Raw genomic sequence first — 20,536 nt, forward strand, 5'->3', positions numbered from 1 at the left:
ACGGTATTCGCTACTGGCAGTTACGGGCGGAGGTCCTATGCCGGCAATGCAACAACCAGCGCAGCGCTTCGTCGACAGCGCCGACGGTATCCGCATCGCCGTCTACGAGGAAGGCAACCGCGACGGGCCGACCGTGGTGCTGGTCCACGGCTGGCCCGACTCCCATGTGCTGTGGGACGGAGTCGTTCCGCTGCTTGCCGACCGATTCCGAGTGATCCGCTACGACAACCGCGGCGTCGGCGCGTCGGCGGCACCCAAACCCGCCTCGGCTTACACGATGGCGCGTTTCGCCGACGACTTCGCCGCGGTGATCGACGCCTGCAGCCCCGACAGGCCGGTGCACGCGCTGGCCCACGACTGGGGATCGGTCGGGGTCTGGGAGTACCTGCGCCGCCCCGACGCCCGCGACCGGGTCGCCTCGTTCACTTCGCTGTCCGGCCCCAGCCAGCACCACCTCGTCGACTACATCTTCAGCGGTCTGCGCCGCCCGTACCACCCGCGAGCCTTCGTCAGAGCGCTCAGCCAGGCATTGCGGCTGAGCTACATGGCGGTCTTCTCGATACCGCTATTGGCACCGCTTATTGTTCGACTGGCCTTGTCCAGCAAGGCAATTCGACGCCGACTGGTCGAGGGTATTCCCGGCGAGCAGGTCCACCACTCGCCAAGTCTTGCCCGGGATGCGGCATATTCGGTAAAGACCTACCGCGCCAACTACTTTCGGTCGTTCGCCGGTGCGCGGCGAGACCACTACGTCGCCGTGCCGGTTCAACTCATCGTCAACACCGAAGACCCGTACGTGCGGCCTTACGGGTACGACGCCACCGCCCGTTGGGTCCCGCGGCTGTGGCGGCGCGACATCAAGGCGGGCCACTGGTCACCGATGTCGCACCCGCAGGTGCTGGCGAGCGCGGTGCATGAGCTCGTCGACTATCTCGACGGCAAACCGCCCAGCCGTGCGCTGCTGCGCGCTGAGGTCCGGCGCAGCCGAAAGTGCTTCGGCGACATGCTGGTAGCCGTGACCGGGGCAGGCAGCGGCATCGGCCGCGCAACCGCGCTAGCGTTCGCGCGCGAGGGTGCCGAGGTCGTGGTCAGCGACATCGACGAGACGGCGGCCAAGGACACCGCCGCGCAAATCGCCGCCCAAGGCGGCGTCGCGCACCCGTATTCCCTTGACGTCGCCGACGCCGAGGCCGTCGAGGCGTTCGCCGAACAGCTCTGCGCCGAGCACGGCGTGCCCGACATCGTCGTCAACAACGCCGGCATCGGCCAGGCCGGTCGCTTCCTGGACACCCCGCCCGAGCAGTTCGACCGGGTGCTCGACGTCAATTTCGGTGGCGTGGTCAACGGGTGCCGCGCGTTCGCCCCGCGGCTGGTCGCGCGCGGCACCGGCGGACACATCGTCAATGTCGCCTCGATGGCCGCGTGGGCGCCCCTACAGTCGCTGAGCGCCTACTGCACGTCCAAGGCCGCGGTGTACATGTTCTCCGATTGCCTGCGCGCCGAACTCGACGCGGCGGGGGTGGGGCTGACCACGATCTGCCCGGGTCTCATCGACACCAACATCGTGCACACCACCCGATTCGACGCGCCCTCGCGGGCGGCCGAGCAGATCGAAGGCCGTCGAAACCAGCTGGAAAGGTTGTTTTCGCTGCGGCATTACGGGCCGGACAAGGTGGCCGACGCGATTGTGTCCGCGGTCAAGAAGCGCAAGGCGATCCGCCCGGTCACCCCGGAGGCGTACCTGCTCTACGGCCTGTCCCGGATAACGCCGCAGGTGCTGCGCAGCACCGCGCGCGGTCGTCTGCTGTAGCCCGCGGTCAAACGTCGCCGACGACCGCGGTGCCGGGCCTTCGGACGAACAGCGCACCGACGACGGTGATGGCCCCGATCACCGTCAGCGGGATCGACCACGAGCGCCGGCCCGACAGCTCCGAGTTGCATTCGGCCACGTAATTGCGGTGCGGGACAAGCTGGCTGACGATCGGTATGTCCGGGGGAGTCTTGTCCTTCGCTTCTTGCAGGTTCGACGCTATTGCATTGCCGCATCCGATGGATCCGCCGCCCTCCTGCGAAACCGACACCGGCACCAACAGTCCGATGACTCCGGCCACCAGGAGCACCGCGCCCACCAACAGGATCAACCGTCGCACCGTCACGCTCGCGCCCCTTCCCACGATGTTGAAGTAGTGCGAGGTTAGCCAATGCGACCCGCGACGAAACGGTTTTCGCCCGATGCGTTGCCCGCCCGGTCGCGCATCATCGACAGGATCGGGGGGTATCCCGGGGAATCCGTCCGATACGAAAGGATTGCGGCGATGTCTGGCACACGAGAGCTCTCCGCGACGCGGGACATCCGAGCATCCCGCCAGCAGGTCTGGGACGTGCTGGCCAACGGTTGGACCTCTGTACCGAATGGGTGATCGGCAACAGCCGCACCCGTGCGGTCGACTCGAACTGGCCCGCACCCGGCTCGGTGATCCGACACTCGATCGGGGCTTGGCCGTTGGTGATCAACGATCAGACCGAAGAGGAAAGCTCCACCCCGCCACGCGAGCTGGTGCTGCGCGCGGGACTCGGGCCGTTCGGCGCAGCACAGATCATGACGCGACTCCACGACGTCCGGGATGGTTGCCGGGTGGAGATGATAGAGGTCCGAGCGCCTCGACCCGTCCCAGGTCACGTGACATGACCGACGGTCGCTTCGATGCCGTGGTCGTCGGATTCGGGCCAAACGGGCTCGCTGCCGCAGTGAGGTTGGCTGAAGCGGGCCGCCGTGTTCTCGTCCTGGAAGGTTCGGACACCCCAGGCGGCGCCACCCGGTCCGGCCACGTCACCGGTGACGAATCCGTCCACGACATCTGCTCAGCGATCCACCCGCTGGCGACGGCGTCACCGGCGTTTCGGCGGTGGCCACTGCGAGATTACGGGCTGGAGTGGATATTTGCGCCCATCGAGGCTGCCCACCCCCTCGATGACGGCAGCGCCGTCGCGCTCTACCGTGACGTCGGCCAGACGGCCGCTTCGATGGGCCGTGACCAAGCCGCCTACGAGGGCCTGCTAAACCCCTTGGTAGCCAATGGCATCGAGCTCTTCGACAGCATCCGTGACCCTTTTCCGCCCAAGCATCCGCTGACCGTCGCCAAGTTTGGCCGGGTCGGGATCGCCTCGATCGCCGGCCTCGCCCAGCGCCGCTTCACCGATCGGCGGGCGCCCGCCCTGCTGGCCGGAATGGCCGCGCACTCGTTCATGCCACTGGGTCGCGTCGGCACCGCGGCCGTCGGGCTCATCTTTGCCGCCAGTGCTCACCGGACTGGCTGGCCGATGCCTCGAGGCGGTTCGCAAAAGATCGCCGACGCACTCGTGGCGTATTTTCGCCATCTTGGCGGTGAAATTCGGCTCGGCCATTGGGTTCGGCGGCTCTCCGACGTGCCCGCCCACTGGGTGCTTTTGTTGGACGTGTCACCAACGCAGGTGTCGGCGATACTTGGCGAGAGTCTGGCGCGCTGGTACCGGCGCTATTACGCGAGCTACCGGTATGGTCCGGGCGTTTGCAAAGTGGATTACCTGTTGGATGGCCCCATCCCGTGGCGTGCCGACGAGTGCGCGCATGCCGCAACCGTCCACCTCGGTGGGACGCTGCACGAGGTGGCTGCCGGCGAACGGGCGGTGAACAGTACGCACCCACGAGCGCCGTTCGTGCTTGTTGCTAACCTGACCCGCTGGGTTCGACGGCTAGCCGTTGGCGGCGATGTCTTCCAGCACGGCGATCATGGTGCGGGTCGGCACGCCGGTACCGCCCTTGGGGGTGTAGCCCCACGGGCTGCCGGTGTTGTATGCGGGCGTGGCGACGTCAATGTGTGCCCAGTCCACCCCTTCGGCGACGAATTCACGGAGATAGACCCCGGCGACCAGCATCCCGGCGAAGCGCTGCCCGCTGACGTTGGCCAAGTCGGCCACCGTCGACTTCAGGTCGTCCTTGAGTTCGTCGGGCAGCGGCATCGGCCAGCCGTTTTCGCCCACCCGCTGCGAAATTGCCGCCACCCGGTCGCGGAACTCGTCGCTGCCCATAACTCCGGGGGTGCGGGTACCCAGCGCCAGCGCCTGGGCGCCGGTCAGGGTCGACGTCTCGAGCAGGTAGTCGGGGTTGTCCTCACATGCTCGCACGATGGCGTCGGCCAGGATGAGCCGGCCCTCGGCGTCGGTGTTGAGGACCTCGACCTTCGTTCCGCCGTAGTGCGTCAACACGTCGCCGGGACGTTGTGCGGTCCCCGAGGGCATGTTCTCGGCCATCGGCACGGTGGCGATCACGTCGATCGGTAATTTCAGTTGGGCAGCCAGTGTCACGGTGGCGATCACCGCCGCGGCACCACCCATGTCGGAGGTCATGTAGTGCATGTTCGCCGCCGGTTTGATCGATATGCCGCCGGTATCGAAGGTGATTCCTTTGCCGACCAACGCAACCCTTTTGGGCCGCTTTGGATTTCTGGCCAGCAGCGAGCCGCGGTGGACGAGCCGCACCAGTCGTGGCGGTCGCGACGAGCCCTTGCCGACGCCGATCACCCCGCCATAGCCGGCTTTCTGCAGCGCCTTCTCGTCGAGCACCTCGACTTCCAGCCCGGCGGATTCGCCCAACTCCTTTGCGCGTCTGGCGAATTCGTCCGGATACAGGTGGCTGGGCGGGGTGTTGACCAGGTCGCGGGCGGTGGCGACCGCGGTCGCGACGGCCGTTGCGTGCACGCTGTCGGCCCTGGCGCCCTTGCCGGTGGATAACGCCGTGATCCTGCGCAGCCCGGGATCTTTGGGCGCGGTCTTGGCGCTGCGGAACTCGGTAAACCGGTACCCGCCCAGGATCAGCCCTTCGACCGTGGCGGCAACGTCGAGCTCCGATAGCGTGGTGATCGCCGCTTCGGCCCCGTTCAGCGCTCGGGCGGCCGCCCCGGCGGCGCGGCGAATCAGGTCGGTCGGCCACTCGTCGCGGGATTTGCCCAGCCCCACCGTGAGCACGCTGCCCACCGGCAACGAGGGTACCACCAGCCGGTTGGTCTGCTCGGCGCCGCCCTTGGCGCCCAACGCCCGCAGCCCGTTCTCGATCTCGGCGACGGCGTCGTGGCCCAGAAACGGTTCGGCGGCGACGACGGCGGCGGCACCCGGCTCGTCCTCGTCACCGGTCGAGACGACCGGAACGATCAACACGGCTTTGCCAACGCCGCGGCTGGGCAGCGACGAGGCGACGGTGACGGTAGGGGGTTGGTAACCGGCTCGTGTGCTCACGGGCAACCACCCTAATCACCCGGGCTACGAGTGCAGGTCATAGGCTGTCACAGGGGCGTCGAAACCCTTGAGCTGCAACGGTTGTTGGACGGCTGCGGGCCAGTCGGGTAGGGCGTCGCGAACCTCGGCGGCAGCAAGAACCTGCCCAGGTGATGCGGCGGCGACCAGGCGGGCGGCCAGGTTGACGGGGTTGCCGAAATAGTCGCCGCTGATGGCCAAGATCTCGCCGTAGCCAAGCCCGGCGCGCACTCGCAACCCGACTTCACGGGCCCGCGGATGGTCGACGAGGTCGAGCGCCGCCCTGGCCAGCTGCTCCGGCGTCGAACTCACCCACATGACGGCGTCGCCAATGAACTTCACCACCCGCCCGCCGTCGGCGTGAACGACGTCGGTGACGGCGGCGCCGAACTCGGTGAGCATCGCCGATAACTCCGCGGGCGTAAGCATCTGGGTCAGCGCGGTAAAGCCCGACAGGTCGGCAAATCCGACGCCGCAAACCAGGCCCGCGGACCGGCCCGCTAGCAGGCCCTCGATGAACGTTCGGGTGCTCACCAGATGGTGGCGGTGCACCGCGTCGATCAGTGTGCCCATGCGAGGGACAAACTCCGTGGCCTCTCGGTAGGCCTTTGCGGTGGCCAGCTCATCGTGCGAATGGCCAAGCCACAGGTCGGGTTGGCCGGCCCGAATCATCGACGATTCGGCCTCAGCCAGCCGGGCGACCGTCGCGCCGAGGACCCGCATGAAGCCGTCGGCGGCATCGTTGCCCAGCCGCGCCCGCAGAGCCAGCCAGGTCGCCAGCCCGTCGACATCCGCCTGGCTCAACGCAGCCGTATCGAGGTCGGCCACGGTCAACCCCAGCATGGCCCAGGCGTGTTCGACGTCGTGGACCGGCACCCCGAGCGCGTCGGCGGCGGTGCGCAGGCTGTAGGTCGGGGGACCCGACCACAGCAAGACGTCGCCGGCAAGCCCGAACAAGCGGCCGCGGCGCTCGGCCTCGACCATTTCGTCGGCGGTAAAGCCCAGACCTGCCAGGTATGCGATCAGCGGCACCCGCTCGCGCGCGTTGGCGATTCCTGCGGCCTCCAGCGCGTCCAAATCCAAGGAATCGGCCACCTTGTGAAGTGTGCCAGCCGCGCGCCGCATTAGGGTCGAGACTCGTGACCGAGCATGGACCGCTAGAAGACCGCCACCGCGAGCTCGGCGCAAACTTCGCCGAGTTCAGCGGTTGGCTGATGCCGCTGTCATATGCCGGCACGGTCAGCGAGCACAACGCGACTCGCAACGCCGTCGGCCTGTTCGACGTCAGCCATCTGGGTAAGGTGTCGGTGCGTGGCCCCGGCGCCGCGCGGTTCGTCAACTCCGCGCTCACCAACGACCTGGCCCGCATCCGGCCAGGCAAAGCGCAATACACGTTGTGCTGCAACGAATCCGGCGGCGTCATCGACGACTTGATCGCCTACTACATCTCCGACGACGAGATCTTCCTCGTGCCCAACGCCGCCAACACCGGCGCGGTGGTCACCGTGCTGCAGGCAGCCGCGCCTGGCGGGGTGAGGATCACCAACGAGCATCGCTGCTACGCGGTGTTGGCGGTCCAGGGCCCCCGCTCGTCTGACGTGCTCGAGGAACTGGGGTTGCCGACCCGCATGGACTACATGGCATACGCCGACGCGTCGTTTTCCGGCGTCCCGGTGCGGGTCTGCCGCAGCGGCTACACCGGTGAACATGGCTACGAGTTGATGCCACCCTGGGAATCGGCCGGGGTGCTGTTCGATGCACTGCTCACGGCCGTCACCGCCGCGGGCGGGCAGCCAGCCGGGCTGGGCGCCCGCGACACACTGCGCACCGAGATGGGCTACCCGCTGCACGGCCATGAACTGTCGGCCGACATCTCGCCGTTGCAGGCCCGGTGCGGCTGGGCGATCGGCTGGACGAAGGAGGCGTTTTTCGGGCGCGACGCGTTGCTGGCCGAGAAAGCGGCGGGTCCACGGCGGCTGCTGCGCGGGCTGCGCGCGGTCGACCGCGGGGTGCTGCGGCCAGACTTGGCGGTGTTCGACGGGGACACCAAAATCGGGGTGACCACGTCCGGGACGTTCTCTCCGACATTGAAAACGGGCATCGCCTTGGCGCTGATCGACACCGAGGCCAGGGTCGAGGACGGTCAGCACGTCACCGTCGACGTCCGGGGCCGCGCCCTCGAATGCGAGGTGGTGCGCCCGCCGTTCGTCGAACCGAAAACCCGGTAGACGCGCATGGATACAATCGCAGGATGACCAGCGGCCTCCTCGAGTTCACGGTTTTGCCCACCGCAAACCCGACGCCCGACGAGGTACGCGAATCGATTTTGGCCGATCCGGGTTTCGGCAAATACCACACCGACCATATGGTGTCGATCGACTACGCCGACGGCCAGGGTTGGCATGATGCACGGGTAATCCCGTACGGTCCGATCGAACTCGATCCGTCGGCGATCGTCCTGCATTACGCGCAGGGAGTCTTCGAAGGGCTGAAGGCCTACCGGTGGGCCGACGGGTCGATCGTATCGTTTCGCGCACAGGCCAACGCCGCCCGCATGCGGTCCTCGGCGCGACGGCTTGCGATCCCGGAATTGCCCGAGGAGCTGTTCGTCGAGTCCTTGCGGCAGTTGATCGCCGTCGACCATGCCTGGGTGCCCTCCGCGGGCGGCGAGGAGTCGCTGTATCTGCGGCCGTTCATCTTCGCCACCGAGCCCGGACTGGGGGTTCGCCCGGCCAAGCAGTACCGCTACCTGGTGATCGCCTCTCCCGCAGGCGCCTACTTCAAGCACGGTATCAGGCCGGTCACCGTATGGGTGTCCACCGAGTATGTGCGGGCCGCCCCGGGCGGCACCGGTGCGGCCAAGTTCGGTGGCAACTATGCGGCCTCGCTGGTGGCTCAGGCGCAAGCCGCCGAAAAAGGTTGCGACCAAGTGGTGTGGCTCGACGCCGTCGAACGCCGCTACATCGAAGAGATGGGCGGGATGAACATCTTCTTCGTGTTCGGCAGCGGCGCGTCGGCGCGACTGGTCACCCCCGAGTTGTCCGGCTCATTGCTGCCCGGCATAACGCGAGATTCGTTGCTGCAGTTGGCTACCGATGCCGGCATCGCGGTCGAGGAACGCAAAATCGACATCGACGAGTGGCAGAAGAAGACCGCCGCCGGCGAGATCACCGAGGTGTTCGCCTGCGGCACAGCCGCCGTTATCACCCCGATATCGCACGTGAAATACGGCGACGTTGAATTCACCGTCGCCGACGGCGAACCCGGCGAGGTCACGATGGCGTTGCGCGACACGCTGACCGGAATCCAGCGCGGCACCTTCGCCGATACTCACGGCTGGATGGCACGCCTTGGCTAGCCGGACCTAAACCGCGGCCAGCAGCACCGCGGTCAGCGTGGTAGTCGCTTCGATCGCGGCGCCCAGGACGTCGCCGGTGATTCCGCCGAAACGGTGCACACAGTGCGCCACCAGCCCGGCACCACAGAGCAGCGCGGCCACCACCGCGACCGGTCCCTGCCAAGGCGCCGAACCTGCCCACAGCGATGCCACCACCAGCACCGCGACCCACGCCGTCACCGCCGCGGCCGGCTGGGTTCCCGCGACCGAGGCTCCCAGGGTACTGCCATCGGCAGCGGGCACCGATCGGCGGCAGGCCAGCACGGCGGCAACCCGACCGGCGCAAACCGCGACCACGATCGCGGCCGGGCTCAACACCGAAAAGGCAAGGCCCTGCAGCGCAATCACCAACACGACGGCGGCCACCCCGAACGGCCCGGTGGACCCGTCACGCATCACCTCAAGCGCCCGCGGCGCAGGCCCATAGCAGCCCAGCCCATCAGCGGTGTCGGCGACGCCGTCGATGTGCAGACCTCGCGTCACCGCCATCAGGCAGGTCACCGCGAGAAACCCGGGTAGCGGGCTGGCGGAACCGAACGCCAGCGAGCCAACCCAGGTCACCGCCGCAGCCAGCAGGCCCAGCACCGCGCCGACCACCGGTAGCGCAGTCATGGCACCGCGGCCCAATGGTCGCCCACCCACGCCGGGCAAGACCGTCTCAAACGCGAAAGCCGTTGCCAGAGAACGAATCACGAGATCCCTTCGACAGCATCGGCGGCGGTGGCTACACCGGCCGCGGAGAACGTGGCCATCGACGACAGCGCCGCCACCGCGGCCCGCAGCACCGGCAGCGCAACCGCCGCGCCGGTGCCCTCGCCGAGCCGCATCCGCAGGTCCAGGATTGGGTCCAGGCCGAGCTGCGCCAGGGCTAACGCGTGAGCCGGTTCGGCGGAGCGGTGACCGGCCTGCCACCACAACCGCGCACCCGGTGCCAGGCGCTCGGCCACCAAAGCCGCGGCCGTCACCGCCAGCCCGTCGAGCAACAACGGTGTGCGCCGCACCGCGGCCTGCGCGCAAAACCCGGCGATGGCCGCGAGATCCGCGCCACCGCAACACCGCAGCAACCCCATCGGGTCGGCCAGGACCGCCCGAGCCCGAAACAGCGCATCACGCACCGCCGCCGTTTTGCGCGCCCAACCGGCGTCGTCGATTCCCGTCCCGTAGCCGACCACCGCAACCGGCTCGGCGTCGGTCAGGGCAGCCACCAAAACCGTTGCCGGAGTGGTATTTCCAATGCCCATGTCACCGGCGATGAGCAGATCGGCCCCGGCGTCGACCTCTTCGTCGGCGATTCGGCGTCCTGCCTCGATTGCCGCCGCGGTCTCCTGGTCGGAAAGCGCGTCCTGCACCGCGATGTTGCCGCTGCCACGGCGCACCTTGTGGGCGCCGATCCGTTCCGACAGCGGGTCAGCGTCGACAGCCAGGTCGGCGACTCGCACACTCGCGCCGGCGATCTGCGCCACCGCGTTGATCGCCGCGCCGCCCGCATCGATGTTGGCGACCATCTGGGCGGTCACCTGGGGCGGGTATGCCGAGACGCCGCATTTTGAGACACCGTGGTCGCCAGCGAACACTACCACCCGCGCATGCTCGAATTGCTCTGGCGGACAACGACTTTGGCAGGACGCTAGCCACACCGACAGGTCTTCCAGGCGGCCCAGGGAGCCGGGCGGCTTGGTCAGGGTGTCCTGCCGGGCCCGCGCGGCCGCGGCGGCCTCGGCGTCCGGGGACGGCACCGCCGGGAACGTCATCGCGGCGCCACCTTGATCGGCACCGGCTGGCCGGCTACCAGCAACACCACCCGGTCGCACAGCGCGGCCAGCCGCTGGTTGAGCGCACCCAGCTCGTCCACGAAGCGGCGGCCGGATGCGGTGGTGGGCACCAGGCTCAATCCGACCTCCGAGGTGACCAGCACCAGCGGCGCACGGAACACGCGCACCGCGGCGACAACTTCCTCAACGTCGACCACCACTGATCCGGCGTTCCACGCACGCTCGCGATCCAATGTGGCGGTGAGCCAGCCGCCGATATCGTCGACTAGCGTCGGAATGTCCGGCGACTGGCGCAAATGCGTTGCGATGTCATCGGTTTCGACGGTCGACCAGTGCGCGGGTCGACGGCTGCGGTGCTCGGCTACCCGGCGCGACCAGTCCTCGTCGCCGTCCCCGGCCCCGCCGGTAGCCAAGTAGCGCACGGGTTGGTCGGGCGGCACGGACTCGGCGATGGCGGCCTCGGCCCACCGGGACTTGCCGGACCTGATTCCGCCGAGCACGAGGGTCCGCACGGTAGGTCAGCGCGCTTTCCGAGGACTGCTAGACAACACGGCTGCCGTGGGTGACCTGAGGCCGGGGTGCTCGCATCCGGCGCAGCTGCGAGGCCCGGCCAAAGGCGTACCAGCCGAGCTTCCAGCGGCTTTCGGTATTGTCCGGGAACTTCTCGTCGACGCGCTTGGCAACCTTGCGGCCCAACAGGATCCCGTCGATCGCCATGATCACGACCAGGACCATCATCGCCGGCGACATGTAGACCTGCAGCTGCGGGACGGCGAGCATGATGAACAGCAGGCCCAGGGTGGCCGGCATGAACAAGCCCAGCGCGTTGCGGCGGGCATCCACCACGTCGCGGACGAATCGGCGCACCGGACCCCGGTCGCGGGGCAGCAGATACGCTTCCTCACCGGCCATCATCCGTTCCCGCCGCTCTACCATCTGAGCCCGCCGCGCCGCCTTGTCCGCCCGGCGTTCCTCGCGGCTGAGCTTCGGGCCGGCCAACGCTTTGCGGCGGGCTCGGGCTTCCGCGGCGGTCAACGGGGCGGGCGCGACCGGGCCGCGCCGACGCGCGGTGTCGCGTTTGGGCGTGGGCCGTCCCTTGGGTGCGGTGGTCCGGGACCGGCCGGGCGTCGGGGGTGCGACATCGCTGGCCACCGCCGACTCGGCGTCGGCCGGTGTGGCACCGTTGTCTTTCTTACGGCCCAGCTTCACAGTGGCCAGGTTACTTCGCGGGTGCCTGAACTGTTGAGCCGGACTGAGCCGGATCGGCCGTCATGCGCCGCCGCGCGCCCGGCCATACGCTTGCTGAATGAGTCGCTCCGGGGCCGGCTTCCGGGGCGGCGCGCCTGCCGAAACCGACGTGCCGCCCTTGCGGCTACTAATCGCCCCCGACTGCTACGGCGACACCCTGACCGCCGTGCAGGCCGCCGCGGCCATCGCCACTGGGTGGAGCCGGATCCGTCCCGCCGATCACGTCACCATCGCACCGCAATCCGACGGCGGCCCGGGCTTCGCCGACGTGCTGGCCGACCGGGTGGGGGAGCTGCGCCGGGTGCGGGTGCGTGGTCCGCTGGACGCCCACGTCGATGCCGCCTGGGTGTTCGATGCCGCAACAACCACCGCCTACCTCGAAAGCGCGCAGGCGTGCGGGCTGGCGCTGCTCGGCGGCCCGCCCACCCCGCAGACCGCGTGGTCGGCCCACAGCAGGGGAGTCGGCCAGCTCATCGTGGCGGCTCTGGATGCCGGCGCGACGCGGATCGTGGTCGGGCTTGGCGGCAGCGCCAGCACCGACGGCGGGCGCGGGCTCGTCGAGGAACTCGGCGGGCTGGCCGCGGGGAGGCGCCTGCTGGCGGATGTCGAGTTGATCGCCGCAACCGACGTCGACCACCCGTTGTTGGGGCCGTGGGGTGCTGCGCGGGTGTTCGGGCCGCAGAAGGGTGCCGACCCGGCAACCGTGGCGGCACTCGACCAGCGCCTCGCGGAGTGGGCTGGCCAACTCGACGCGGCCGCCGGCCGGCCGGTCAGCGCCGAATCCGGTGCAGGCGCTGCGGGCGGCATCGGTGCCGCCCTGCTCGCGCTGGGCGGACGGCGGGAATCCGGTGCGGCCATCATCGCCGAGCACACCCATCTGGCCGACGACATCGCCGCCGCCGACCTGGTTATCACCGGGGAGGGCCGGTTCGACGAGCAGTCGCTGCACGGCAAGGTGATCGGTGCGCTGGCCGCCGCCGCGCGCGCCAGAAAAGTGCCGCTGCTGGTGCTGGCCGGCCAGGTCTGCGTGGACGGTGACGCACTGCGCTCAGCGGGCATTTTGGGCGCGTTGGCCATGGCCGATTACGCGGGTTCGGTGCGGCTGGCTTTGGCCGACGCGGCCAATCAGCTCATGGGCCTGGCCAGCGCAGCCGCGGCACGACTCGGGAATAGCGCCGCAACAAGGTACCTTTGATTAAGCGGGCTGCAGCGGGCATCAGGCCCGAGCGGCCCATCGGGCGATTAGTGCATACAGGGAGAAGCAATGACTGTTCAGGGCGAGTCGAGCGCCAAGACCCACGGCGTGATCTTGACCGAGGCCGCCGCCGCCAAGGCGAAGTCACTGCTGGACCAGGAAGGACGCGACGACCTGGCGCTGCGGATCGCGGTTCAGCCGGGCGGCTGCGCGGGCCTGCGCTACAACCTGTTCTTCGATGACCGCACCCTCGACGGCGACCTGACCGCGGAGTTCGGTGGCGTCACCTTGACCGTGGACCGGATGAGCGCCCCGTACCTGCAAGGCGCCTCGATCGACTTCGTCGACACCATCGAGAAACAGGGCTTCACGATCGACAACCCCAACGCCACTGGTTCGTGCGCGTGCGGCGACTCGTTCAACTAAAGCCGTCGACCGGCTAATAGGTGCCGGCGGTCCGCAACACATACGAGCACACCAGCACCTGGCCGTGCTGGAACAACAACTGCGCCAAGCCTTGCACCTGGTCGCGCGGGGGTCCGCCGGTCGCGGGCCGCACCCGCATGGTGAACAGCACCTGGGCCTGGTAATTCGACCAGTACACGATCTTGTCGATCGAAATGACCTGAGCCGACGCGAACTGCTTGCGGAACGCGTCGCTGCTGAGCTTGGCCAGAGCCTGGTCGGAGCGGCGGTCCCGCACCGCGTCGTAGATGCCGCACAGGGTGTTGCGGGCGATGGTTTCGATGTCACGGTTTTCCAGCGCGTCCAGATACCCCTGGATCGCCGTCTTGGCGGTCGCATCGGACAAGGCGACGGTGGTGGCGGAGCGCTGCTCGCGTGTCCCATACACGATCGCGGCCGTCATCGCGGCGATCAGCGCCAGCGCCGCCACCGCGCCGACGATGAGGCGCCGGCGGCGGCGCTTCGGGTACGGCACCGGCGGTGGCAACCCGCCTGGGTAGGCGGCTGACGGTCCGGCGTAGGCCGGTTGCCGGGGAATCGGCTGACTGGGGTGGGGTTCGGTGTGAGGCGGTCCGTCGGCGCCGACGCCATGGTTCGGACCGGCCATCGATGCTCCTACCGTCGTGACGGGGACGGCAAGCGCCGCCCGCAGCGTTCGGGTTCCGGTGAGTCCCTTTGGCAGGCTAGCGCACGACCGGTCACTGGCCGGGACCCCAAGGCGGCGGCTAGCCTAAGTAAGCTTAGCTAGACGAGCTTACGAACGAAGGGTGGAGTTTTCGTGACGATCGCGGTGACCGGTTCGATTGCAACCGACCATTTGATGCGGTTTCCGGGCCGGTTTTCCGAGCAGCTGCTGGCCGAGCATCTCCAGAAAGTGTCGCTGAGCTTTCTGGTCGACGACCTGGTGATCCACCGCGGCGGGGTGGGCGGAAACATGGCCTACGCCATCGGTGTGCTCGGCGGCGACGTCGCGCTGATCGGTGCGGCCGGCGCGGACTTCGCCGACTACCGCGACTGGCTGGAAGCCCACGGCGTCAACTGCGACCACGTGCTGATATCGACGACGGCACACACCGCGCGGTTTGTCTGCACCACCGACCTCGAGATGGCCCAGATCGCGTCGTTCTACCCGGGGGCCATGTCGCAGGCGCGCGAGATCTCGCTAGCCGACGTGGTGGCCGCGATCGGCACGCCTGAGTTGGTCATCATCGGCGCCAACGACCCGGAAGCGATGTTCTTGCACACCGAGGAGTGCCGCAAGCTCGGGCTGGCATTCGCTGCCGACCCGTCCCAGCAGCTGGCACGGCTGACCGGCGAGGAGATCCGTAGGCTGATCAACGGCGCCACCTACCTGTTCACCAACGACTACGAATGGGACCTGCTGCTGTCCAAGACCGGCTGGTCGGAAGCCGACGTGATGGCGCAGGTCGGGTTGCGGGTCACCACACTCGGCGCCAAGGGGGTGGACCTGGTCGACCCCGACGGCACGGTGATCCACGTCGACGTGGTACCGGAAACCAGGCAGGTCGACCCGACCGGGGTCGGTGATGCGTTCCGGGCCGGGTTCCTCACCGGCCGAAGCGCCGGGTTGGGCCTGGAACGTTCGGCGCAGTTGGGCTCGCTGGTCGCTGTGCTGGTGCTGGAGTCCACCGGCACGCAGGAATGGGAGTGGGACCGCGAGGTCGCCGTGGCACGGTTGGCCGACGCCTACGGCGACGCGGCGGCCCGAGAGATCGCCGCCGCGCTCACTTAGGTGGCGCGAGCAGACGCAGAATCGCACGGGCAAGGCCCGTGTGGTGCGATTCTGCGTCTGCTCGCGGTTAGAGCTGCACCGGGTAGTGCGGTTCTTTGATCTGCGGCACCACCGTGTGCTCGACGAAGATCGCATGCCACAGCATGAAGATCAGCACCGTCCACAGGCGGCGACTGTGATCGCTTGTGCCGCAGCGGTGTTCGTCGAGCATGCGGCGCACGGCACCGATGTCGATCAGTTGGCCGGCCTGCGACGAGTTCACCAGGTCGTAGGCCCACTCCAGCAGCTCCCCGGCGCGCAGCCAATGCCGGATCGGCACGGGAAAACCCAGCTTCGGCCGGTTGAGCACATGGGCCGGCACGATCGGCTGCAGCGCGCGTCGCAACGCATATTTGGTGGTGGTGCGGGTGATCTTGGCCTCCACCGGCAAGCGGGAAGCCACCGCGAATACCTCAGGGTCCAAAAAAGGCACCCGCAGCTCCAACGAGTTGGCCATCGTCATCTTGTCGGCCTTGACCAAGATGTCGCCCCGGAGCCAGGTGAACAAATCGATGTGCTGCATGCGCGCCACCGGATCCCAGCCCACGGAGTGCGCGTACACCGGCGCCGTCACGTCGGTGTGCGTCCACTCGGGACGGAAACCGGGCAGCACGGCTTGCAGCTGCGCGTCGGAGAAGCTGCGGGCGTTGCCGTAGTAGCGCTCCTCGAGCGTCAACGATCCGCGGTGCAGCAAGCTCTTGCCGCGCATGCCCTCCGGCAGCGGTTTGGACACCTTGCCCATCGAGCGCCGCAGCCGTGCGGGCAGATATTCGAAAGGCTTGAGCGACAACGGTTCCCGGTAGATCGTGTACCCGCCGAACAACTCGTCGGCGCCCTCGCCGGAGAGCACCACTTTGACGTGTTTGCGGGCCTCGCGGGCGACGAAGAACAGCGGTACCAGCGCGGGGTCGGCGACCGGTTCGTCGAGATACCAGACGATCTCGGGTAATGCGGCGACGAACTCGCCAGGACTGACCACCTTGGCGACGTGTCGCGCGCCGATCGCTTCGGCAGACGCCACCGCGACGTCGATCTCGGAGAAGCCCTCACGCTCGAACCCGGTGGTGAAGGTGATCAGCCGCGGATTGTGGCGGATGGCCAGTGCGGCGATCGCCGTGGAATCGATGCCGCCCGACAGGAACGCGCCGACGGTGACATCGGCGCGCATGTGCTTGGCGACCGAGTCCTCCAGGACCGCGGTGATCTCGTCGTAGCGGGCCCGCTCGGTGTCGCGGGTAATGGGTTCGGCGGCAAATCGCGGCACGAAATAGCGGACGACGTCCGGTTCGCGGTCGCCGGGACGGATGCGGGCGTAGCAGCCGGATTCCAGGCGGCGCACCCCGCGGGTCAAGGTCTCGGGTTCGGGCACGTACTGCAGGACCGTGTAGTGCTGCACGGCCCGCTGGTCGATGCCGGTGTCGAATCCGATCAGCGACGCAAGCTCCAGCAGGCACTTCTTCTCGCTAGCCACCGCGATGCCACCGCTTCCGGCCGCGATGAACAGCGGTTTGATGCCGAAAGGATCACGGGCGCAGAACAATTCGCCAGCGACAGTGTCCCAGAGGGCGAACGCGAACATACCCCGCAACCGGGCCAGCGCGTCCACACCCCAGTGGTGGTAGGCGGCGATGATGGCTTCACCGTCACCGTCGGTGGCAAATACGGCGCCGTGGCTGGCGGCGAGTTCGGAGCGTAGCTCCAGGTAGTTGTAGATCTCTCCGTTGAACACCAGCACATACCGGTCCGGCGTTTCGGGTGGCCCCCACCGCAGCGGCTGATGTGAGTGCGCGATGTCGATGATGGACAGCCGGTTGAACCCGAACACGACATTGTCGTCGGCCCAGGTGCCGGGCTCGTCGGGACCGCGATGGCGCATCAACTGCGACGCGTCGGCCACGGCGTCGGCAGCGTCGTGGGCAGCGGCACCCACGAACGCCAGCAGTCCACACACGGCGCCCCAGTATGCCGCAACGCGACGGCCGTCGGCGTCGTGCCTGGCTGACGCCGCTGGCCAGAAGGCCCGGGTAGCTCGGCTTGGTTTCGATGCGTGGTCTACGCTGCGTAGTATTCGACTGCTGCGGCGGGTCAGCCCAGCGCTGCTGGCCCAGCTTGTGACACAGGAGGCGCAAACGTGACACCTTGCGGGCCCCGTCGTGTGCGTGGCTTTGGCGGCGTTCGCCCGGCGCTGGCCCGCGGGGGTCGCCTGCTGGTGCTGGCCAGCACGCTGAGCGCGCTGGCCGTGAGCCTCAGCGGATGCAGCTGGTCAGAAGCTCTGGCCCTGGGCTGGCCGCGGGGCATCACCCCGGAAGCCGACGTCAACCGGCAACTGTGGATCGGCGCGGTGATCGCCTCGCTGGTTGTCGGCGTGATCGTGTGGGGCCTGATCTTTTGGGCGTCCGCGTTTCACCGCAAGAAGAAGACCGACACCGACCTGCCCCGCCAGTTCGGCTACAACTTGCCGCTTGAGCTGGTGCTGACCGTCATACCGTTCCTGATCATCTCGGTGCTGTTCTATTTCACGGTGGTGGTCCAGGAGAAGATGATTCACCTGGCATCCGATCCGGAGGTCGTCGTCGACGTCACGTCGTTCCAGTGGAACTGGAAGTTCGGCTACCAGAAGGTCCGCTTCAAGGACGGCACGTACGTGTACGACGGCGCCGACCCGGCCCGCAAGCAGGCGATGGTGTCCAAGCCGGAAGGAAAAGACAAGCACGGCGAGGAACTGGTCGGCCCGATCCGTGGGCTCAACACCGAAGACCGCACCTACCTCAACTTCGACAAGGTCGAGACGTTAGGCACCAGCACCGAGATCCCGGTGCTGGTGTTGCCGGCCGGCAAGCGCATCGAGTTTCAATTGGCTTCAGCCGATGTGGTACATGCGTTTTGGGTGCCAGAGTTCTTGTTCAAGCGTGACGTGATGCCCAATCCTGCGGCCAACAATTCGGTGAACCGATTCCAGGTCGCCGAGATTACGAAAACCGGTGCGTTTGTGGGCCGCTGCGCCGAGATGTGCGGTACCTACCACTCGATGATGAACTTCGAAGTCCGGGTGGTGCAGCCCAACGACTTCAAGTTCTATCTTGAGAAGCGCCGCGAAGGGAAGACGAACGCCGAGGCGCTGCAGGCGATCAACCAGCCACCCACCGCGGTTACCACGCACCCCTTCGACACCCGCCGCGGGGAATTGGCACCGCAAGCGAGTAAGTAGGACACACCCATGCACATCGAAGCCAGGCTGTTCGAGTTCGTCGCCGCGTTTTTCATCGTCACCGCTGTGCTCTACGGCGTGTTGACCCAGCTGTTCGCCACCGGCGGCGTCGAGTGGGCCGGCACCACCGCGCTGGCGCTGACCGGCGGCATGGCGTTGATCGTGGCCACCTTCTTCCGGTTCGTCGCCCGTCGGCTCGACACCCGTCCCGAGGATTACGAAGGCGCTGAGATCAGCGACGGGGCAGGCGAACTGGGCTTCTTCAGCCCGCACAGCTGGTGGCCGGTGCTGGTCGCCTTGTCGGGCTCGGTGGCCGCGGTCGGCATCGCCCTATGGTTGCCATGGTTGATCGTTGCCGGGGTGGCGTTCGTGCTCAGCTCGGCGGCCGGACTGGTCTTCGAGTACTACCTCGGCCCCGAGAAACACTGATTGACGTGGCCAAAAGGTCACAATCAGGGCACCAGTCGCACTGCGGCCGATTCGCCATGGCCGTCCCGCCCAGCCGGGTTGGGTAGGGTTGCTGCCGAAGCACAATGGAAAATGTTTGAGCGCGCGCAGCCACAGTGCCGCGCGCGTTGGTGATGTAGTCGAACAGGACAGGCAAACATGAGTGGGCCGAATCCCCCTGGACCGGAATCTGACGAACTGGACCCCGGCCGCGCGCCCAGCGAGGAACTCGACGCCGACAGCGGGCCCGACGCCGAGGACGGGGGGCAGGAGGACGATTCCGAGCAGACCAGCGCGACCGAATTCTATTCGCAGGCGTACTCGGCGCCCGAGTCTGAGCACTTCACCAGCGGCCCCTATGTGCCGGTCGACCTGGGGCTCTACGACTACGACAGCTACGACGAGCCGGCCGCGCAAGACCAGGGCCGCCCTCCCCGCTGGCCGTGGGTGGTCGGTGTCGCCGCGATCGTGGCCGCGATCGCCCTGGTGGTCTCGGTGTCACTGCTGTTTGCCCGCACTGGCACCACCAAGCTGGCCACCCCGAGCACGGCGCCGACGTCGACCCCGCCGATGCAGGACGAGATCATCGCCACCACCCCGCCGCCCGCACTGCCGCCCCCGCCGCCGCCCAGGGAAACGGTGACGGTGACGACCACCGCGCCGCCGCCGCCCCCGCCGCCCCCGCCGCCGGCGGCTGAGGCACCACCGCCGCCAGCGACTTCGGCGCCGCCAGCGGCACCCTCGGCCGGTGCCCCACCGCCAACCACGACACCGGCCGGCCCGCGGCAGGTCACCTATTCGGTGACCGGCACCAAGGCGCCCTTCGACATCATCACCGTGACCTACATCGACGCGTCCGGGCAGCGGCGCACTCAGCGCAACGTCTACATCCCGTGGACGCTGACCCTCACACCGATCTCGCAGTCGGAGGTCGGCTCGGTGGAGGCGTCTAGCCTGCTGCGGCTGAGCAAGCTCAACTGCTCGATCACCACCAGCGACGGAACCGTGCTGTCGGCCAACAACAGCGACGCGCCGCAGACGAGTTGCTGATGGGCGTCGACGATCCCGGGGACCGGCAACGCTGGGGCACCGTCTCACCGGTCACCACCGACCGAATTCTGCTCGGCGTATGCGTCGCGGTGTGGTTGGCGGTGGTCGGCGTGAGCGTGGCCGCGGTGGTCGCGTTGGTCGACCTGGGTCGGGGTTTCCAGCGAACAGCCAGCCAGCACACCCCGGCGGTGCTCTACGCCGTCATCATCGTGTCCGCGCTGGTGATCGTGGCCGCGATCCCGGCGTTGCTGCGAGCCCGTCGCACCGGCTACGTCCATCCGGCCGGTCGGCCGACCACGGGCCCTCGGGTTCGGGAAGCGGTCCGGCGCCCGGGCAGGCCGGGCTACGTCGCGCCGCGAACCATCGCCGAGGAGGCGCGCACCGAGCGGCTCACCTCGTTGGCTGCGGCGGGCGTGTCGGGTGCGGAGATGGACCGGATCTGGTTACGCGGCACGCTCGCTTTGGCGGCCACGATGGGCGTGGCCCTGATCGCGGTCGCGGCAGCGACGTATCTGATGGCCATCGGTCGCTACGGCCCGTCCTGGACGGCCTACGGCATCGCCGGAATCGTCACGGCGACTCTGCCGCTAATCTCCTGGCAACGTGTGCGACGACTGCGTCGACTCCTCACCAGGGTGTGACTCACCAGGGTGTGACGAGTGCGCGGGGCGGC

The 20,536-nt window shown here is 68.0% G+C and carries 19 protein-coding genes and 1 pseudogene; 11 read left to right on the forward strand and 9 right to left on the reverse strand.

Features of this window, described 5'->3' with window-relative positions; all coding sequences use genetic code 11:
• The first annotated feature begins 37 nt into the window (after positions 1 to 37).
• Entirely contained in the window at positions 38 to 1,810 is a 1,773-nt protein-coding gene (locus tag MYXE_RS10230; RefSeq protein WP_085195833.1) for an SDR family oxidoreductase, read from the forward strand.
• A gap of 7 nt (positions 1,811 to 1,817) precedes the next feature.
• On the opposite strand, the gene MYXE_RS10235 is transcribed toward MYXE_RS10230, so the two are convergent.
• Positions 1,818 to 2,156, reverse strand: coding sequence for a hypothetical protein (locus tag MYXE_RS10235; RefSeq protein WP_003918776.1), 339 nt, complete (start codon positions 2,154 to 2,156; stop codon positions 1,818 to 1,820).
• A 529-nt stretch (positions 2,157 to 2,685) separates the two neighbouring features.
• On the opposite strand from MYXE_RS10235, the pseudogene MYXE_RS25270 reads away from it, so the two are divergent.
• A pseudogene (locus tag MYXE_RS25270) lies at positions 2,686 to 3,366 on the forward strand (phytoene desaturase family protein); the annotation flags it as partial.
• A 366-nt stretch (positions 3,367 to 3,732) separates the two neighbouring features.
• Here MYXE_RS25270 and MYXE_RS10245 read toward each other — a convergent pair.
• Positions 3,733 to 5,271: a leucyl aminopeptidase gene (locus MYXE_RS10245; protein WP_085195831.1), complete on the reverse strand. Its 1,539-nt coding sequence runs from the start codon at positions 5,269 to 5,271 to the stop codon at positions 3,733 to 3,735.
• 24 nt (positions 5,272 to 5,295) lie between these two features.
• Complete coding sequence (locus MYXE_RS10250) at positions 5,296 to 6,414, reverse strand: adenylate/guanylate cyclase domain-containing protein (protein WP_085195861.1); 1,119 nt, start codon at positions 6,412 to 6,414, stop codon at positions 5,296 to 5,298.
• A 14-nt stretch (positions 6,415 to 6,428) separates the two neighbouring features.
• On the opposite strand from MYXE_RS10250, the gene gcvT reads away from it, so the two are divergent.
• Both gcvT and MYXE_RS10260 read left to right on the forward strand, forming a co-directional pair.
• The gene (gene gcvT / locus MYXE_RS10255; protein WP_197904893.1) at positions 6,429 to 7,517 is read left to right on the forward strand and encodes a glycine cleavage system aminomethyltransferase GcvT; all 1,089 of its coding nucleotides are present in this window, start codon (positions 6,429 to 6,431) and stop codon (positions 7,515 to 7,517) included.
• A 23-nt stretch (positions 7,518 to 7,540) separates the two neighbouring features.
• Positions 7,541 to 8,647: a branched-chain amino acid aminotransferase gene (locus MYXE_RS10260; protein WP_085195827.1), complete on the forward strand. Its 1,107-nt coding sequence runs from the start codon at positions 7,541 to 7,543 to the stop codon at positions 8,645 to 8,647.
• Positions 8,648 to 8,653: 6 nt separating this feature from the next.
• Here MYXE_RS10260 and MYXE_RS10265 read toward each other — a convergent pair whose 3' ends face one another.
• Genes MYXE_RS10265 through MYXE_RS10280 form a run of 4 tightly spaced genes read right to left on the reverse strand, consistent with a single transcriptional unit; the run spans position 8,654 to position 11,667 of the window.
• Positions 8,654 to 9,379 carry an adenosylcobinamide-GDP ribazoletransferase gene (locus MYXE_RS10265; RefSeq protein WP_003918769.1) on the reverse strand — a complete coding sequence of 242 codons (726 nt, stop codon included), beginning with the start codon at positions 9,377 to 9,379 and terminating at the stop codon, positions 8,654 to 8,656.
• Positions 9,376 to 10,437, reverse strand: coding sequence for a nicotinate-nucleotide--dimethylbenzimidazole phosphoribosyltransferase (cobT, locus tag MYXE_RS10270; protein WP_085195825.1), 1,062 nt, complete (start codon positions 10,435 to 10,437; stop codon positions 9,376 to 9,378). The genes MYXE_RS10265 and cobT overlap by 4 nt, the downstream gene beginning before the upstream one ends.
• Complete coding sequence (locus tag MYXE_RS10275; RefSeq protein ID WP_003918767.1) at positions 10,434 to 10,970, reverse strand: bifunctional adenosylcobinamide kinase/adenosylcobinamide-phosphate guanylyltransferase; 537 nt, start codon at positions 10,968 to 10,970, stop codon at positions 10,434 to 10,436. The genes cobT and MYXE_RS10275 overlap by 4 nt, the downstream gene beginning before the upstream one ends.
• Positions 10,971 to 10,998: 28 nt before the next feature.
• Positions 10,999 to 11,667, reverse strand: a complete 669-nt coding sequence (locus tag MYXE_RS10280) for a DUF3043 domain-containing protein (protein WP_085195823.1) — start codon at positions 11,665 to 11,667, stop codon at positions 10,999 to 11,001.
• A 157-nt stretch (positions 11,668 to 11,824) separates the two neighbouring features.
• Here MYXE_RS10280 and MYXE_RS10285 point away from each other — a divergent pair, with 157 nt between their 5' ends.
• Positions 11,825 to 12,901: a glycerate kinase family protein gene (locus MYXE_RS10285; RefSeq protein ID WP_003918765.1), complete on the forward strand. Its 1,077-nt coding sequence runs from the start codon at positions 11,825 to 11,827 to the stop codon at positions 12,899 to 12,901.
• A 69-nt stretch (positions 12,902 to 12,970) separates the two neighbouring features.
• Positions 12,971 to 13,327: a HesB/IscA family protein gene (locus MYXE_RS10290; protein WP_003918764.1), complete on the forward strand. Its 357-nt coding sequence runs from the start codon at positions 12,971 to 12,973 to the stop codon at positions 13,325 to 13,327.
• A gap of 13 nt (positions 13,328 to 13,340) precedes the next feature.
• Here the strand turns inward: MYXE_RS10290 and MYXE_RS10295 are convergent, their stop codons facing one another.
• Positions 13,341 to 13,973, reverse strand: coding sequence for an Rv0361 family membrane protein (locus tag MYXE_RS10295; protein WP_003918763.1), 633 nt, complete (start codon positions 13,971 to 13,973; stop codon positions 13,341 to 13,343).
• Between the two features lie 171 nt (positions 13,974 to 14,144).
• Between MYXE_RS10295 and MYXE_RS10300 the strand changes: the two genes are divergently transcribed.
• Positions 14,145 to 15,119 (forward strand): carbohydrate kinase family protein, encoded by a 975-nt coding sequence (locus MYXE_RS10300; protein WP_085195821.1) that lies wholly within the window; start codon positions 14,145 to 14,147, stop codon positions 15,117 to 15,119.
• Positions 15,120 to 15,186: 67 nt separating this feature from the next.
• Here MYXE_RS10300 and asnB read toward each other — a convergent pair whose 3' ends face one another.
• On the reverse strand, positions 15,187 to 17,109 hold the full coding sequence (asnB, locus tag MYXE_RS10305; protein WP_003918761.1) for an asparagine synthase (glutamine-hydrolyzing): 1,923 nt from the start codon (positions 17,107 to 17,109) through the stop codon (positions 15,187 to 15,189).
• 180 nt (positions 17,110 to 17,289) lie between these two features.
• Between asnB and ctaC the strand changes: the two genes are divergently transcribed.
• From ctaC to MYXE_RS10325, 4 genes are all read left to right on the forward strand, one after another.
• The gene (gene ctaC, locus MYXE_RS10310; protein WP_232061782.1) at positions 17,290 to 18,366 is read left to right on the forward strand and encodes an aa3-type cytochrome oxidase subunit II; all 1,077 of its coding nucleotides are present in this window, start codon (positions 17,290 to 17,292) and stop codon (positions 18,364 to 18,366) included.
• 9 nt (positions 18,367 to 18,375) lie between these two features.
• Positions 18,376 to 18,795, forward strand: coding sequence for a cytochrome c oxidase subunit 4 (locus MYXE_RS10315; RefSeq protein WP_003918759.1), 420 nt, complete (start codon positions 18,376 to 18,378; stop codon positions 18,793 to 18,795).
• A gap of 177 nt (positions 18,796 to 18,972) precedes the next feature.
• Positions 18,973 to 19,863, forward strand: a complete 891-nt coding sequence (locus MYXE_RS10320) for an MmpS family transport accessory protein (protein WP_112649950.1) — start codon at positions 18,973 to 18,975, stop codon at positions 19,861 to 19,863.
• Complete coding sequence (locus MYXE_RS10325; RefSeq protein WP_085194444.1) at positions 19,863 to 20,504, forward strand: DUF2561 family protein; 642 nt, start codon at positions 19,863 to 19,865, stop codon at positions 20,502 to 20,504. The genes MYXE_RS10320 and MYXE_RS10325 overlap by 1 nt, the downstream gene beginning before the upstream one ends.
• Positions 20,505 to 20,536 lie beyond the last annotated feature (32 nt).

The organism is Mycobacterium xenopi, from assembly GCF_009936235.1.
GTDB classification, from domain to species: Bacteria; Actinomycetota; Actinomycetes; order Mycobacteriales; family Mycobacteriaceae; genus Mycobacterium; species Mycobacterium xenopi.